Here is a 15,256-nt window from a genome sequence, read left to right as displayed (position 1 = left end):
TTAACCCACCGCCTCTTGTATCATCTGTCCACAAATTCTCCCTCAATGCCGTTCAAGCACCCAGTGAGTCTCGATTTCTCCTCATGGTAATTCCAGACCTTTCTAACGATGCTCGGAGACCAATTCGATTCACGAGTTCTTTCTAAATTCGCTCCCTCTAAGACGCGATGGTCGGGATTTAACAAGTGAGCTTGATACTGTTTCTTTGCATTTTCCTCCATGAACACAGAGGTCACAAACGCTTCTTCAACGGTATGTCCCACGACGACCGCGCCATGATGACGAATTTGGATGGCTCTCTGGTCATCGAGGAGAGTTGCGAGTTCTTCGCCCATCTCACGTGTATTTACGAGGCTTGACCGCTCGTAAAAAACCGCATTCTCAACAAATGAACCAATTGAAAATACCGGTTTAAAGGGTATATCCGCGATCCCTAAGACGGTCTGCCAGTGTGGATGATTGTGAATGATTGATCCGACATCATTACGCCGGCGGTATATCTCCGCGTGAATATGCACTTCACTCGGTGGTTCGGGATAACCTGGTTCTGGCTTTCCGTCGGCATTGCATACAACGATGTCCCTTGCCCGAATGGATGCGCGACTTGCGGCCCGAGCGTTGATCAAAAACTTGGACTCATCCCCAGGCAATCGGCAGCTAATGTGGCCATTCATATCAAGAAGTTCAATGGATTCGAGCATGCGAACGGCCTTAGCTAGGCAAACGCTCAAATTGGCAATATTTTCAGACAAATAATACTCCCCCTCAGACTCGCCCATCGTGACCTCTGAATCTACAATCATTTTAAATTCCAAATACACATAAGATCAAATTAATAATTAGTTCAATATAGATAAGTATTTGTTTATAATAGGTGTAGTTGTCCGCCTACTCGGGAATGTTGCCTTCCACGTGCTTCCCTGTGTCGGAATCGACCAGACCGAGTCGCGTTAATTTACATGCTATGTCAATCCGTGATAGTCGGTTCTATCACAACAGTGAGGGATGAAAATTGGAGACTTCACTAAACTTGCACCATCTCTTCCTCTTTTCGCAAGTTGTCGAATACCAAAGTTTTAGCGTGGCTGCGCGTTCACTGAATATGACGCAACCTTCCGTCAGTTTGCAAATCAAATCGTTGGAGCGAACATTACAAATTGCTCTATTCGAACGCAGCGGACCTCAATTGCAACTCACAGATGCGGGTCAGGTTGTCTATGATGCTGCAAAGAAAATACTTGCCATTGAATTGAATTTGAAGAGAGCGTTGGAAGAATTACACTCGGGAAAGATCGGCCATGTTTCAGTTGCCACAAACAGGCCATTCGGGAGGTATCTGCTGCCAAAATTTCTTGCACAGTACATCCGCACCTATCCTCTCGCGGACGTTTCCACTCAATATGCAGACACAGAACGAATCTCTCAACTGGTGGCTGATGAGTTAGTAGACTTAGGTGTCGTCAGTTCGGACGGAGAAGGCATTGACCACTCAAAATTAGAAGTTCAAACCCTATACCAAGACACGTGGTGTCTGGTCGCTTCCTCGAATACGAAATGGGCGGATGGTACCACTGGCTTGAGAGAACTATTGACCAGTGCCCCTCTTGTGACGTCTGTGGAAAGTTCTACAAATTGGAAGCAGACAAAGCACATATTGAGCCAATTGCAACTGAGTGACAGAGACTACGATGTAAGAATCCGCCTGGGGGACATCGAGTCAATTAAAACAATGGTGCTTGAGGGCGTCGGCATTGCCCTGCTCCCACGGAGTTGTGCACATAACGAACTGACAACAGGCCAATTCTGCGATATTGCTTCCCTTTCGTCACTGACATTTTGGCTCATCACAAAACCAAAAGACCACATTCGCCCCACCGTTCAACAGTTCGTTAATCTATTGACCAAATATTTTTTAGCCGATCAAAGATAACAGACATATGCGTCACAAATTGTCTGCTGAGAAATGAGGGTTTCATCGATATGCCACTGTGGAAACGAAATCTTCTGGTCTGTTGGTTCGGTACATTCGCAACGGCTGCTGGGATGAGTTTGGTCGTACCGTTTTTACCACTATTCATTGAGCAGTTAGGTATCCATGAGACAGGAGCCATTGAGCGCTGGTCAGGTCTTGCATTTAGTGCAACCTTCCTTCTGTCCGCTATCGCCTCACCGATCTGGGGTAGGCTGGCGGATCAAAAAGGTCGAAAACTAATGCTCTTGCGGGCCAGCCTAGGCATGGCGATCGTTATGGCATTAATGGGATTCGTTCAGAACATCTACGAATTAGTGGGACTGCGCCTGATCATGGGGGGGGTGTCCGGCTATGTTGCGGCAGCTAATGCGCTCGTGGCAACACAGGTGCCTAAAGAGCACGCTGGTTCAGCATTGGGTACTTTATCAACCGGAATGGTAAGTGGGACACTAATTGGACCGCTGATCGGTGGATGGTTAGCAGAACAGGTAGGAATCCGCCACGTATTTTATGTCACAGGTTCTTTCATATTTCTCGCGTTCGTCGTTACACTGGTATTCGTCCGCGAAAAATTCGTAACAGGTGAAAGGCCTCAGCTATCAAACCGTGAAGTGTGGAAAATGATTGCATACCCTAATCTGCTTATTTCCCTGTTTTTGACAAGCTTAATGCTTCAAGTCGCAAACATGACCATCGAACCCATTGTCACCGTGTACGTGAAACAACTATTGCACAATTCCGCTCATGTGGCAGTGATATCTGGTCTTGTTGTATCGGCCTCCGGAATCTCCACTGTTTTCGCTGCCCCCCGCTTAGGTGTGATTTCCGACAGAGTAGGCGCTCAGAGAGTATTGATGGTCTGTTTGTGCGTGAGTGCAATCTTATTCATTCCGCAGGCGTTTGTGAAAACACCGTGGCAATTGATGATGCTTCGATTCCTAATGGGAGCTTCCATGGCCGGGACGCTACCGGCGGTCAGTTCCCTGCTCAGACAAAGTGTCAGTCGGAGCATCGCGGGGCGAGTATTCGGATACAATCAATCTGCTCGCTATGTAGGTAATATTGCTGGGCCACTGATCGGCGCAAATATCACGGCGAACTTCGGTTTTCGTTACGTATTCTACTTCACGAGCCTATTGCTTGTACTAAACGCGTTGTGGGTATATGTGCTAGACAAAAGGAGTCCCGCGGAGCCCTCTTAAGGGCTGCCCTGGGACTCTCGGAACGAAACGACATACTGTACAGTACCTTAGCGTCTTATTAAATCTTAGTACTTCTGGGGAATTAGAATTGCCATAGCAATTGCCGAAACGATAGCCATACCGGCCAGGAATCCAAACGAAGCGAGATAGTTATTATTAGGACCTATAAGCAGTCCCATGATATAAGGAGCGAACGCGCCAAGAAAGTTGCTGACGCCAGCCATCGTACCAGCACCGCCCCCCATCGACGCCTCTCGGGTAAAACTGTGAACAAGAGCAAAGTTCATTACCGTTGAACTTTGTAGTGCGAATATCGCCAGGCCAATCATAACCATCATGGAGCCTTCGCTCTTCACTTCCATGGAGAAGAAGATCAAGACAGCATACACCACGAAGCACACCATACCAAACGCTGCCCTTCTCACAATGCGGTCAGACCAACGACTCAGCCAAAGTAAGATACCGATACAGAGAATCCAATCAATCGCTGTGAAATTACCCATTCCCGTCATTGACATATGACGCACACCAGTAAGGTACGAGGGCAACCAGGTGTTAATACCAAAGACACCCATTCCGGTCGCGGTATTGGCCAAGGTCGCAAGCCAAAAGCGATAATTTTTGTAATACGGTGTATGAGCGAACATGTTTGATTCGGGAACTTCGTCCGTCTTTTCCAACACGCCCGCCTCAATAAATTCGATCTCGGACGCCGACGCACGCGTGTCGCGAGGATTATCACGTACTAAGGTGGACAACAGAATAATTGGCAGTAGGCCTAAAGCGGCTAATACAAAGAACACCGATCTCCAACCAAGCGAGACAAGAAGCGGCGGCACAAGAAAGCCAGCGATAGCGATACCGATGTTGATGCCAGAAATCCAAGTTGCCGACGAACGGCCACGTTCCTTTACGGGGAACCATCGAGCAGTGAGGTTATTACATATCGGCCAAATCGCCGCTTCTGCGAAGCCGAGGCCAATTCTAGAAATATACAGGACGGTTAAATTCGAGGCGAGACCGCCCAAAACTAGGAATACAATCCACGCAATACAAGCATAAATGCCGGTCTTACGCGGTCCGACACGGTCACTCAACGCCCCCCATATCGGCATACCGATTCCATACGCCAGAAGAAACAACGTCGTTAATAATCCCGCTAGTCCGTGTTTTCCAACAATACCCATGTCAGCTTGGAAGGGTTTATACGCCAAGACCATACCTACGTTGATTTTGTCGACCATGCCAATTGCTTGCAGAATAATCAGTGTCGTAACAACGTGAGACCAGCGGAAACTGCTGCCGAGGATTGGTTTGCTACCCCTTGTTTGAATCTCTGCATTTGCACTCATTGTTAACCCCCCAATTCTCGCTTACAACATCGGCATCTCACAAACGGCAGTCCATGCATCGCTTCGACTGGAAAGAGGAGACACACCCGATGGAGATTCAACCTCATGCGCATGTACGACGAACCTTCAAGATTTTAATTTGGTAGCACTTCCTGAACCAGCTTTCAGACTCGTGCCCGGACAAATGACGAGTTCACTGGATAGCCGTGACCGGGATCGTAGGCCCAATAAATTACTAAATAATCAAACAATTATAGTGATAGTATTGTTTATTGGTATTTAATCTCGACGTATCCCCCCTAAGATGTGCTTCATACACACCATCACCAATCAAGAAAGCGGTTACAAAAAGGTGGACACTCTATCCATTCTTCAACGGTTTAAATCAAGTAGAACGGACAGCACGACCACACGAGGACAGCCATCGTCCACGCATTTCGAGATACATTTGCTCCGCCAATCATACGTTGATGACACATTATTGAGCTTATTTTAATCACGGATGTTTGTAAAATAGACGTTTTTTATTTACGACCTATCGGTGAAATAGATAAAATTAAATACACTAGTGAGAACTCAAATAAAGGTGCAGCCTGTTCACATTTTTAAACTGAGAAGAGGGCCAAGTGACAGTGACTTGGCCCTCTTCTCTTGATTCACTGAAGTAACGAACTTAGATACAATTACAAAACGGCTGTCATTTCGATTTGTACTCTAAGTCCATCCCTTAGATTTTGAACAGTGGTATGTCTTGCCGGACGGTTATTCTCATCTGGAAACATCTTTAGCCACTCTACATTTACAACTTTCTTATATTCCCGATCTGTTACAGAGACACTCAAATGCGCTATATCATCAGTCGTTCCGCCGGCAAGTTCCATAATCTCTCTCATATAATGAAAAAGATTTGCAACTTCTTCTTCAACACTTTGGGGCATCTCGCCTGTTTCCGGGTCAGATCCAATGATTGCTGATGTATATACCATATTCCCTATCTTCACTGCAGTCGGAATTGGATTTTGATGATGAGCTCCTTTCACATGTAGAACCTCGCGCTTTGCCATGTTGTTCACACCTTTTATATTAAATGATTTCGAAAAATGACGACGCTCTTCGACGCCTATCCTTGTACGTACTTAACACCAAGCGCTTCCAGTTTCGGTTTTAGGTTATAAAACTCCAACGCAACTTGCTCCAGTCGCCAGACGTGATCGTTCGCTCTTCTCCCGATAAAATTTCATCTTCTCTTGCATCATTGTCTCGGAAACTTGACGCCGCGGACACCGACAACTCTGTCTTGATAGTATACAATGTTGCCAATTTACCGTAAATATTTTGTTTATCAATTTTGTTAACAGTTCACTCGTGCATGCGTTATCTTGCATATCTGTTAATCGGAATTCCGTCAGGTTGAAGTAGTCCTTTTACCGAGCCCCTCCCTGGACCCGGATCATTGCAAAAAAAGCGGAACACATTTTCTGTACTTCGCCCGGATTTCGCATGGTGTCGAGGGCGGGACTTGAACCCGCACGGGTTTCCCCACACGTCCCTCAAACGTGCGCCGATGGACCATAATGTCATTTTCTTGCTGTAACTGCCTTTACCGTGGGTATTAACCGTGCACTTCCAGCTTCACCCGCACACTTCTCTACGGTTTCATTCAAAATCATGAGTCCACACATTTTTTGAGACTTGTGTGCTAGAAATAGTGTGCGCCTGGAGATAACGTTTTCAATCATTTTAATCCGTAATTTTGAATAAATCTTGGATTCTTCCTGAAAACCTATTGGCTACTTGAATTAAGACTTTTTAACTTAGGTTTTGCAGTTATAGAGACTGTAGCGCAAAATTCTAGTGAAATCTAATTGGCACACACGTCCCTCAAACGTCCCAGACAATAAAATCTCGTTTTGGTATGACAGGATTTTCGATGGAGCTGGGCATTTTCCTACGTCATCCGCCGCTTCTCTATGTTTTCCAAAATGAGCACATCGGATCGCCTCCCAAAGCCGCAAACATTCTCTGCTATACAACAATTGCTGAAGATTTACCACCGACTAGTGTTTATTCATAAAATCCACGACTTCTTCCCTCGTTGGTAACGCAGGAATTCCACCAGGTCTTGTAGTCGTCAATGCACCGCTGGTATTGGCTGCTCGAATAATGTTCACAAGTTCCTCTTGATGCAATTCAGTAGGTCGTTTGCCAGTATCGAGTAGTCCACTGATAAATGTACCCATAAACGCGTCACCGGCTCCCGTGGTATCTACCGGATTCACAGGAAACGACGGAACGCTGCCTTCTCCACATACGGCAAGGTAATAACACCCTTTTGCTCCTAGTGTCACTAAAATAACGGAAATGTTCTGGTACTGTTTCTTCAGGCTCAAAGCCCCAGCTTGGAACGTTGTCTCCCCGGTAAGAAAAGATAACTCCTCATCAGAAATTTTTAGGACATCCACATATGGCAAGACATTTAATATTTGCTCCTTTGCCTCATCCTGATTTCTCCATAGTGCGGGTCGAAGGTTAGGATCGAATGTGATGATGGCACCATTTACCCTGGCTGCCTGAATGGCTTCGATGGTGCTAGTCCGAGAAGGATCTTCTGTCATGGAAACGGATCCAAAGTGAAAAACTTTGGTGTTTTCGATTACTTGCATTCGCAACTCGGATGTGTTAAGCATTACGTCAGCGCTGAGATGCCGAAAGAAACTGAACGAACGTTCACCCGAGTCGTCAAGATGAACGAAAGCCAGCGTCGTCGGAAATTCCTCGCTCATTACCAAACCACTCGTGTCGACACCGTAACTAGTCAAGGTTTTGCACAAAAATCTTCCAAACGCGTCGTCCCCAACTTTGCCGATAAAAGCCGTTTTCTTCCCCATCAAGGCCGCAACTGTTACGACATTCGCAGGCGCACCACCGGCATTTTGTTGAAAAGTGGGTCTGTCCACTGATGGGACAGGGGTGAAGTCGATTAGCAATTCGCCAACAGTAACAAGGTCAAACAAAGCAGACCCTCCTTTAGTACCTTCCGGTCAACATCTTGCGACGCGTGTAAAACTCGACTCCGTCACGACCATTTGCGTGAAGGTCACCGTAGAACGATTTCTTCCAACCTGAAAACGGGAAGAATGCCATCGGAGCGGGTACTCCAACGTTAATCCCTAACATTCCCGCATCAATCTCTTCTCGGAACTGGCGAATCGCTTTCGCACTGTCCGTATACATGCATGCTCCATTTGCAAATTCGGACTGGTTCGCCACATCAATAGCTTCATCTAAAGTATCAACGCGAACGATGGAGAGTACGGGTGCGAAAATCTCGTCCTGCCAAATCTTCATACCTGGTTTTACTCCATCGAAGATAGTTGGCCCAACAAAGTACCCTTCACCATTGACACCCTGGTCCTTTCGTCCATCTCTGATAAGAATTGCCCCTTCTTTTTCCCCTGTCTCAATATAGGAGAGGGTACGTTCCTTGTGGGAATCACGAATCACTGGGCCAAGGAACACATCATCGTCCATACCATTGCCCATCGTAATCCGATTGGCTGCGTCCACCAATTTTGTAATGAATTCGTCGGCAACATCTCCGACTGTCACAACAACGGAACAGGCCATACAGCGTTCTCCAGCAGAGCCGAAGGCTGCGCCAATAATTCCCTTGACTGCGTCGTCAAGGTCTGCATCTGGCATGACAATTGTGTGATTCTTTGCACCCGCTAGAGCCTGAACTCGCTTGCCGTTGGCAGCCGCGATCTTGTATATATATTCTGCAACCGGTTGTGACCCGACGAAGGATACCGCCTTAATGTCCGGGTGTTCCAAAATACCATTGACGGCATCATGCGCACCATGAACAATGTTTAAGACGCCATCCGGAAGGCCGGCTTCTTGAAGCAACTCCGCTAGTCGATTCGCACAAAGCGGCGTGCGCTCTGATGGCTTCATTACAAACGTATTTCCACAAGCGATAGCGAGTGGAAACATCCAACATGGTACCATCATCGGGAAATTAAATGGCGTGATTCCACCAACGACACCTACAGGGTACCGGTACATCCCTGACTCCATGTCCGTCGCGATGTCTGGAAGTTGGGTTCCCATCATCAAAGTTGGAGCCCCTGCCGCAAATTCAACGCACTCAATGCCTCGTTGAACCTCACCGTAAGCTTCCGTATAACTCTTACCATTCTCCATTGTAATGAGTCGAGCAAGTTCGTCCCAATGTTCTACGAGCAATTGTTGATAACGAAACAGAATACGTGCGCGCTTTGGTACGGAAGTCTTACACCAAGTCTTAAAGGCTTTCTTTGCTGTTTTGACGGCATTATCCACATCGTCCTTACTCGACAAAACCACCCCGGCCAAGAGTTCTCCGGTAGCTGGATTGGGTACGGGTAGTCTTTCAGAACCAGTCGCCTCTACCCACTGTCCTCCAATAAAGTTCTTAAGCATTGATACATTTGTCGATGTTGTCATCATTTCATCACCTCGTATAGTATTTTTCGATTCTTCTTTTTGAAGAATTTCCAGTAAAAAATTGTTTTTAGATGGAGCAAGTAGCCGAACCCGCACCACAGCCCGGAGGGCGAGGAGCGGAAGTCGGGGTCCGCCCGAAAACAGGCCTCCTTGAAAACTTAATAAATCGCAATTGGGTCTTAGACTCTTCGTGATGTTCCCAGACAATGATCCTTGGGTCATTTGGGGAAATTCGTTCATCTCCTGTAGCTCGACTACGTCTAAAGTCTGTTTCCCCAGCACTCGCGTGTACTTCTAACCCGTTGGCTGTTCCCTTTGGCAACCCATGCTCGAAAGTAGCAGATTCGAGGCGGCTCATGGATCGAAGGAAGTTCTCATATGCGAGGGTGATTGATCTCCGAGCGCGCTGGGGGCGTCCCGAAGAGTCCAATTCCCCAAATCCCTAATTCAGAAGGGAGGGATAACCTTGAAATTATTCGTCGGTATTGACGTTAGCTCTGAAGACTTAAAAGTCTGCGCCATGAACATCGTTGGTGACACACTGGATTCCTTCACAGTCACGAATAACCACGATGGGGCTTCCCGTTTGCGGGACAAGCTTCTGTCCCTAGCAGATAAGGAAAAATCCAAGGAAATCCACGTCGGACTTGAATCCACATCCGTGTACAGTTGGCATCCCGCCATGTTTTTGCACGAAGATAACTCGTTACAAAAACGCGGCACCAAAGTGTTTACCATCAATCCCAAGCTCATTAGTAAGTTCAGGGAGGCTTACCCCGACCTGGACAAGACCGATTATATTGATGCCTGGATTATCGCTGACCGGCTGCGTTTCGGACGACTGCCGATGACCGTGGTACTGCAAGAACAATACATTGCTTTACAGCGCCTTACTCGCATGAGATTTCATCTCGTGCATAATCTGACGCGTGAAAAGCAGTACTTTTTGCAACACCTGTTCTTCAAATGCAGCGCTTTTACCAGCGAGGTGGAAAGCGATGTCTTCGGTCATGCCATCACCGAGTTGTTGCTGGAGCAGTATAGTCTTGATGAAATCGGATCCATGGAACTGGCGGATCTTGCGGATTACCTAAAAGAGAAAGGCAAGAATCGTTTCCCTAATCCGGAGAAGGTCGCCAAGTGCATTCAGAAGGCCGCCCGTTCCTCATACCGCCTCTCCAAATGTGTAGAGGATACGATTGACATCCTGCTTGCTACTTCCATCGAGTCTATACGAACTATCAAGCAACAGATCAAACAGATTGACCAAGCTATCGCGCGACTGCTGGACGGCATCCCGAACACGCTGGAGACCATTCCCGGCATTGGACGCGTTTACTGCGCCGGCATTCTTGCCGAGATCGGCGACATTCACCGGTTTAAAAACCAAGCCGCCGTTGCAAAGTATGCGGGTCTCACGTGGCGTCAACACCAATCCGGTAAATTTGAAGCCGAAGATACTAAGCGAATCAAATCTGGTAACCGGTTCCTCCGCTATTACCTTGTTGAAGCCGCCAACTCGGTAAAACGACATGATCCAGAATTTCAGAATTACTACCAGAAGAAATTCGCTGAGGTGCCAAAGCACCAACATAAAAGAGCCCTCGTCTTAACCGCAAGAAAACTTGTACGTCTGGTCGATGTGCTGCTACGCAACGACCAAATCTACACGCCTAGAAGGAAGGTGAATACGGAGAAGCAATAATCGCCTCCTTATCATCCTTTGGTAACAGTTCCAGTTCGAGGAACAAACTCAGACTGGGTTTCTTTAGTGCTGTCTTTTTCACTGACTCACGGTAATTTGGTCCAACAAAATTTCCATTTTTCGAGTTTCAGGAACTTGACATATTACCGTTGGACTCTATCAAAGTTTAATTGTAAGTGTTGTTCAAATGAGTTATGCTCTTCCAGCCGATTGACAAAGCTCAATATAAAATTCTATCCTCTTCTGAAAAGCGGTACGTGACTTAACAAGAGCATCAGGAAACCGAGTTTTCGGGTCATTACAGGCTGCTAGGAACGCTTCTTTCGCAGCTAACGCTGGGTCGGTGAACACGTTCACTTTTGAAATTCCAACTTCGATTGCTCGCCTTATGTCACTGTCCGACAGACCTGAAGTTCCGTGCATCACTAGTGGCACATTCACCAGTTCCCTGATTCTCTCTAACCTTGTTAAATCCAATTTCGGTTGGGATTTATAAATTCCGTGTTTTGTACCAAAAGCAACGGCTAATGCGTCTACCTCTGTCAGCTCCACAAATTTTTCGGCGTCTTCTGGTTTAGTAAAAAAGTCTTCGATTACTTCTTGTGTATCAAAGTTTTGACCCTTCCCGACATGTCCAAGTTCTGCCTCAACGTCAACACCGTGGTGATGGGCGTAGCTCGTGACTTCCTTAACTAAGCGAACATTCTCCTCGAACGAAAGTTCGGAGGCGTCAAACATAATCGAATCGACCCCAGAATGAATCGCTTGTTTAATGAAGTCAAAGTTACGACCGTGGTCGACATGAAAACAAACCTTTACGTCAAAGCGCTGCTTCGCTTCTTGGACAAGCGCTGCAATGGTTGATAGGTTTATGTAATCATAAGTAAGCTTTGCATGGGAATGAGCAATCGCCACAATAATGGGAGAACAGCAGTTCGCTGCGGCAGAAAAAGCTGCCTCCACTGTCTCAGCATTGTGAACATTAATTGCAGGTATGGCATACCGGTGCTTTCTTGCGTCAGCAAGCAGTACGGAAAAAAGACCCATATTTTCACCTCGCTTCGATGTGATACATACATTGCACTCAAAGAATCGGTTCAACGTTTGTTTTGTCAGTGACTCTCCTATCGCATCTTGGTCGCCTGGATGTCTTTATGCTGTTCCACCCCACAAGTTAGTAGTTGGCCAGATACTGCGTTCTGCGATATGCGGCGAGATGTCAGGATGACATGCCCGTACCGCGAGTAGCGCCGCTCCAAGTGCGGTAGTTTCGACTTCCTCAATGACGCTGAGCGGACGGTTGAGGATAGACGACCTAATTTCCTTCCACAACGGAACTCGGGCAGGGTGTCCTGAAACAGTGACAGTGTCAATTCGATGTTTCAAGATACTCTCTAAGTTGTCTATCATTTCAGATGATTTTAATGCTAGTCCCTCCAGAATCGACCGCATGAGGGTGGCTCTATCTGTTGTATACTTAAAATTCATTAGAGACTGCTTCTTCAAGTCGGACGAAAATACAAACTTGATATCCGTATTAGCCTCTGACACTCTTTCAATTTCAGCATACATTTCTGATTCAGCTACACCCTTATAGAGTAGATTTCTCCATTGCGCGAAGACGTGGCCAGATGGTAATCCAGCGTGTACATAATAGTGTTTATCGTCCACAAAACACCCTTGTTCAATTGACGGCGCCTGAGAACCCTCATTAAGGAGCTTTGTAGAGAGAAGCAGGTGCGCTTCAGACGTACCGGCTGATATAAACAATTCCCCGCCTGTGCGAACGCCACTTGCGTAAGCTGCACATAGGTGGTCATGTCCACCCGAAACGATGACAGTATGCGGCGGTAAGCCTGTATCTCTGATGGACTGTGGTGTAAGGGTTCCCAATTTTATGCCAGAGGGAACTAAGGACGGAAATATAGCGCCATCAAGTTCTGCAATGAGGCATATTTCTTCGTTCCATCGCTTCGATCGTATGTTAAAAATCCCTGTTCTTGACGCATGAGACCAATCGACTTGATAGTTTCCGCTTAAACAGCCAAGGATATATCCTCCAAGGTCGACCACTTTGCGACAGCGCTTGAGGTCGTCAGGTCGGTGGTCTTTTATCCACAGTAACTTGAACAGTGAAAAGCTAGGATCGATATAGACTCCTTTGTAAAACTCATCCGAAACCCTATTATAAATTTCAGTATATTCGAGAGTGCCGCGCTGGTCGAACCAAGTAATAATATCTCCGATGGGCTCGCAGTCTTCATCGAGAAGGACCACTTCCTCACCCATCGATGCAACGGATAGAGCTGCTATTTCATTGATCTCGGATACTTGTCGAACCACATCACGAATGAGTTTACAGACAGTATTCCTCATGTCAATTGGGTTTCGGCTAAAGCCAGTGTGGTCTCGTTGAACAGGTGTATTGGCAATTTCACTTGCTACTACTTTGTTCAGGACGTCATCATAGACAATAGCCTTGGTATGAGTCGTTCCGAGGTCCACTCCTATGAACTTCATAGTCCCATCACTTCCAGCTCTTCAATCGTAACCTGTTCAACCAACGGGCCAATGTCAAACCGCTCAGGAATACCAGGAGAAAAATTCATTACATTTGCTGCTGCACACCCACATGCAAATCTTACAGAATTCTTCATATCTCCGCTTTGAAGAAGGTCTACAACAAAAGCACCAAGGAAGGTGTCTCCGGATGCAGTCGGGTTGACAACAGGAACTTTAGGGGCCTTTGCCAGAAAACACTCGTTTTCGAGTACTGTAATTACTCCTTGTTCTCCCAGAGTCACTATCACGGCGTATGTAGACTCATTGAGAAACTTTCTCGATTCTTCAGCAACCGTCTTTAAACTAGGGATGTCTGTACTGCCTATCAACTCCTGAAACTCACTCAGGTTTGGTTTGATAATCCATGGTTTAGCCGTGGCCGATTCTCTCAGGGGAATGCCGCTCGTGTCCACAATGGTCTTAACACCAACTGGATTTAACTGTTCAATCATTTGCCTGTAAATAGAAGAGGGTACACCTGATGGTATACTCCCTGACAAAACGACAATGTCACCCTCCTCACAATCTCCTAATAACGCGAGCAGCATTTTTTCAACTTCAGCTTCGCTGACCCACGGACCCTTCTCATTCAAAACAGTTACCTGTGAGGTAGAATCGTCAACCAGTATATTGCATATTCTCGTTTCACCTTGTATTTCTGTCTGTCGGTCTTCGATGCCGAGCGCTTCACAGGTTTGGCGTAGAAATCTTCCAGTGATGCCCCCCACAAACCCATAGACAACTACATCAGGGCCAAGAGTTTTAATGGCACGCGCAACACCCAAGCCTTTGCCTCCGGCGTAGACATCAGTGTGAGTGGAACGGTTTACCTCTCCGAGGTGAACCGAAACCATTCTTTGTGTTCTGTCCATTGACGCATTCAGACCCACAACCCGAATCACAGCTTGAGTCACCTCGTTTCTTGTAGCTCTAGTAATATCCGTACAGCTTACGAAGCTCATCCTCCGTCGCGCTTAGTATTTTTGCTTCCCTATCTCGAAAATAAGCAGCAGTTTGAGAGACCAAATTATCGAGTTCTTCTTCGTTAGACAGTTGATACATGGATTGGTACGGATTTGCCCCCGTACCTAAAGGTTCAGCTGTACAGTATTTATTGGGTTGGTTATACCCTACAACGTACAAAGCCATCAAAATCATGTCCATATCCATGGAGCCTGTACCTAAGGCTCGGCGATTTGTATCCGCTAAGTGAAGGTTAATAATCATTTCTCCGTAGTTGATTAGCGCTTCGCCAATGTGACTTTCACCAGCTAGCATGTGAAAAATGTCACCACAAATATGTCTGACGCCGGGGTGGTCAATGGCATTAATCAAATCCTTCGCATCGCCTAATGTATGACAAATGCTTACCTCTTCGGGGCGTACAGGCTCAATTGCACCTCGAATACCACTCTCAACGAAGAAATCACCAACTATGCGAATCGTTTCTGCTGCCCTTTGAAACTCGCTGTCATCATATTTTTGTGGTCTTCCCACGGCACCTGGTGAAAACAGTATGTAACTCCCACCGAGTTCCTTACACAACTCAATATTCCTCTTGAAATAGTCGATACACCGCTGTCTCACAAATGGATTGTTGCTTGAAAACTCCGAGTCTGGCATGACCATCCCACACAACCCCGAAACCTTAAGGTTATGATCTTCTAAAACTTTCTTTGTCTCTACAGCTTTATAACCGAGGTTTTCCCCATAGCGGTTACCATGCAGTTCGATATACTGAACCCCAAACTTTTCTAGTCTCCTGGCGGATGTTTCAAAGGATTCGATTCCAAATCCCCAATTACTCCAAGACAGATTCAAGCTCCTTGATTCGTTGAAATCTCCGTCCTTCTTTAGCTCGAGAAATTCCTGAATGATTTCAAAGTTCTTCCTGTGAAAATTTTGTGGTTTCATGAACATCATTCCCTTCGCTAAATCGATAGTTACCACTTACCAAAGTCTCACATTTCCATTC

The 15,256-nt window shown here is 46.4% G+C and carries 12 protein-coding genes; 3 read left to right on the top strand and 9 right to left on the bottom strand.

Going from position 1 to position 15,256, the window contains the following annotated elements; translation table 11 throughout:
• Positions 1 to 20 precede the first annotated feature (20 nt).
• Entirely contained in the window at positions 21 to 752 is a 732-nt protein-coding gene (locus tag NZD86_RS05685) for a class II aldolase/adducin family protein (RefSeq protein ID WP_268045524.1), read from the bottom strand.
• 260 nt (positions 753 to 1,012) lie between these two features.
• Between NZD86_RS05685 and NZD86_RS05680 the strand changes: the two genes are divergently transcribed.
• Entirely contained in the window at positions 1,013 to 1,930 is a 918-nt protein-coding gene (locus NZD86_RS05680) for a LysR family transcriptional regulator (RefSeq protein WP_268045523.1), read from the top strand.
• A gap of 50 nt (positions 1,931 to 1,980) precedes the next feature.
• On the top strand, positions 1,981 to 3,174 hold the full coding sequence (locus NZD86_RS05675) for a multidrug efflux MFS transporter (RefSeq protein WP_268045522.1): 1,194 nt from the start codon (positions 1,981 to 1,983) through the stop codon (positions 3,172 to 3,174).
• 65 nt (positions 3,175 to 3,239) lie between these two features.
• On the opposite strand, the gene NZD86_RS05670 is transcribed toward NZD86_RS05675, so the two are convergent.
• The 4 genes from NZD86_RS05670 to NZD86_RS05655 form a co-directional block, all read right to left on the bottom strand.
• Complete coding sequence (locus tag NZD86_RS05670; protein ID WP_268045520.1) at positions 3,240 to 4,526, bottom strand: MFS transporter; 1,287 nt, start codon at positions 4,524 to 4,526, stop codon at positions 3,240 to 3,242.
• A gap of 683 nt (positions 4,527 to 5,209) precedes the next feature.
• Positions 5,210 to 5,590, bottom strand: a complete 381-nt coding sequence (locus NZD86_RS05665; protein WP_268045519.1) for a RidA family protein — start codon at positions 5,588 to 5,590, stop codon at positions 5,210 to 5,212.
• Between the two features lie 993 nt (positions 5,591 to 6,583).
• Positions 6,584 to 7,540 (bottom strand): carbohydrate kinase family protein, encoded by a 957-nt coding sequence (locus tag NZD86_RS05660; protein ID WP_268045518.1) that lies wholly within the window; start codon positions 7,538 to 7,540, stop codon positions 6,584 to 6,586.
• A 13-nt stretch (positions 7,541 to 7,553) separates the two neighbouring features.
• Positions 7,554 to 9,014 carry a CoA-acylating methylmalonate-semialdehyde dehydrogenase gene (locus tag NZD86_RS05655; protein ID WP_268045517.1) on the bottom strand — a complete coding sequence of 487 codons (1,461 nt, stop codon included), beginning with the start codon at positions 9,012 to 9,014 and terminating at the stop codon, positions 7,554 to 7,556.
• A gap of 466 nt (positions 9,015 to 9,480) precedes the next feature.
• On the opposite strand from NZD86_RS05655, the gene NZD86_RS05650 reads away from it, so the two are divergent.
• Positions 9,481 to 10,719 carry an IS110 family RNA-guided transposase gene (locus tag NZD86_RS05650; protein ID WP_268045516.1) on the top strand — a complete coding sequence of 413 codons (1,239 nt, stop codon included), beginning with the start codon at positions 9,481 to 9,483 and terminating at the stop codon, positions 10,717 to 10,719.
• A 192-nt stretch (positions 10,720 to 10,911) separates the two neighbouring features.
• Here the strand turns inward: NZD86_RS05650 and NZD86_RS05645 are convergent, their stop codons facing one another.
• From NZD86_RS05645 to NZD86_RS05630, 4 genes are all read right to left on the bottom strand, one after another.
• Complete coding sequence (locus NZD86_RS05645; protein WP_268045514.1) at positions 10,912 to 11,766, bottom strand: class II fructose-bisphosphate aldolase; 855 nt, start codon at positions 11,764 to 11,766, stop codon at positions 10,912 to 10,914.
• 105 nt (positions 11,767 to 11,871) lie between these two features.
• Positions 11,872 to 13,239, bottom strand: a complete 1,368-nt coding sequence (locus NZD86_RS05640) for an FGGY-family carbohydrate kinase (protein WP_268045513.1) — start codon at positions 13,237 to 13,239, stop codon at positions 11,872 to 11,874.
• Positions 13,236 to 14,243: a 1-phosphofructokinase family hexose kinase gene (locus NZD86_RS05635; RefSeq protein WP_268045512.1), complete on the bottom strand. Its 1,008-nt coding sequence runs from the start codon at positions 14,241 to 14,243 to the stop codon at positions 13,236 to 13,238. Before NZD86_RS05635 ends, NZD86_RS05640 begins: the two co-directional genes overlap by 4 nt.
• Complete coding sequence (locus tag NZD86_RS05630) at positions 14,212 to 15,231, bottom strand: sugar phosphate isomerase/epimerase family protein (RefSeq protein ID WP_268045511.1); 1,020 nt, start codon at positions 15,229 to 15,231, stop codon at positions 14,212 to 14,214. The genes NZD86_RS05635 and NZD86_RS05630 overlap by 32 nt, the downstream gene beginning before the upstream one ends.
• Between the last annotated feature and the right edge of the window lie 25 nt (positions 15,232 to 15,256).

The organism is Alicyclobacillus dauci (assembly GCF_026651605.1).
Taxonomy (GTDB): Bacteria; Bacillota; Bacilli; order Alicyclobacillales; family Alicyclobacillaceae; genus Alicyclobacillus; species Alicyclobacillus dauci.
The sequence above is the reverse complement of the archived record's forward strand: the minus strand, read 5'-3'. Positions and strand labels throughout refer to the sequence as shown.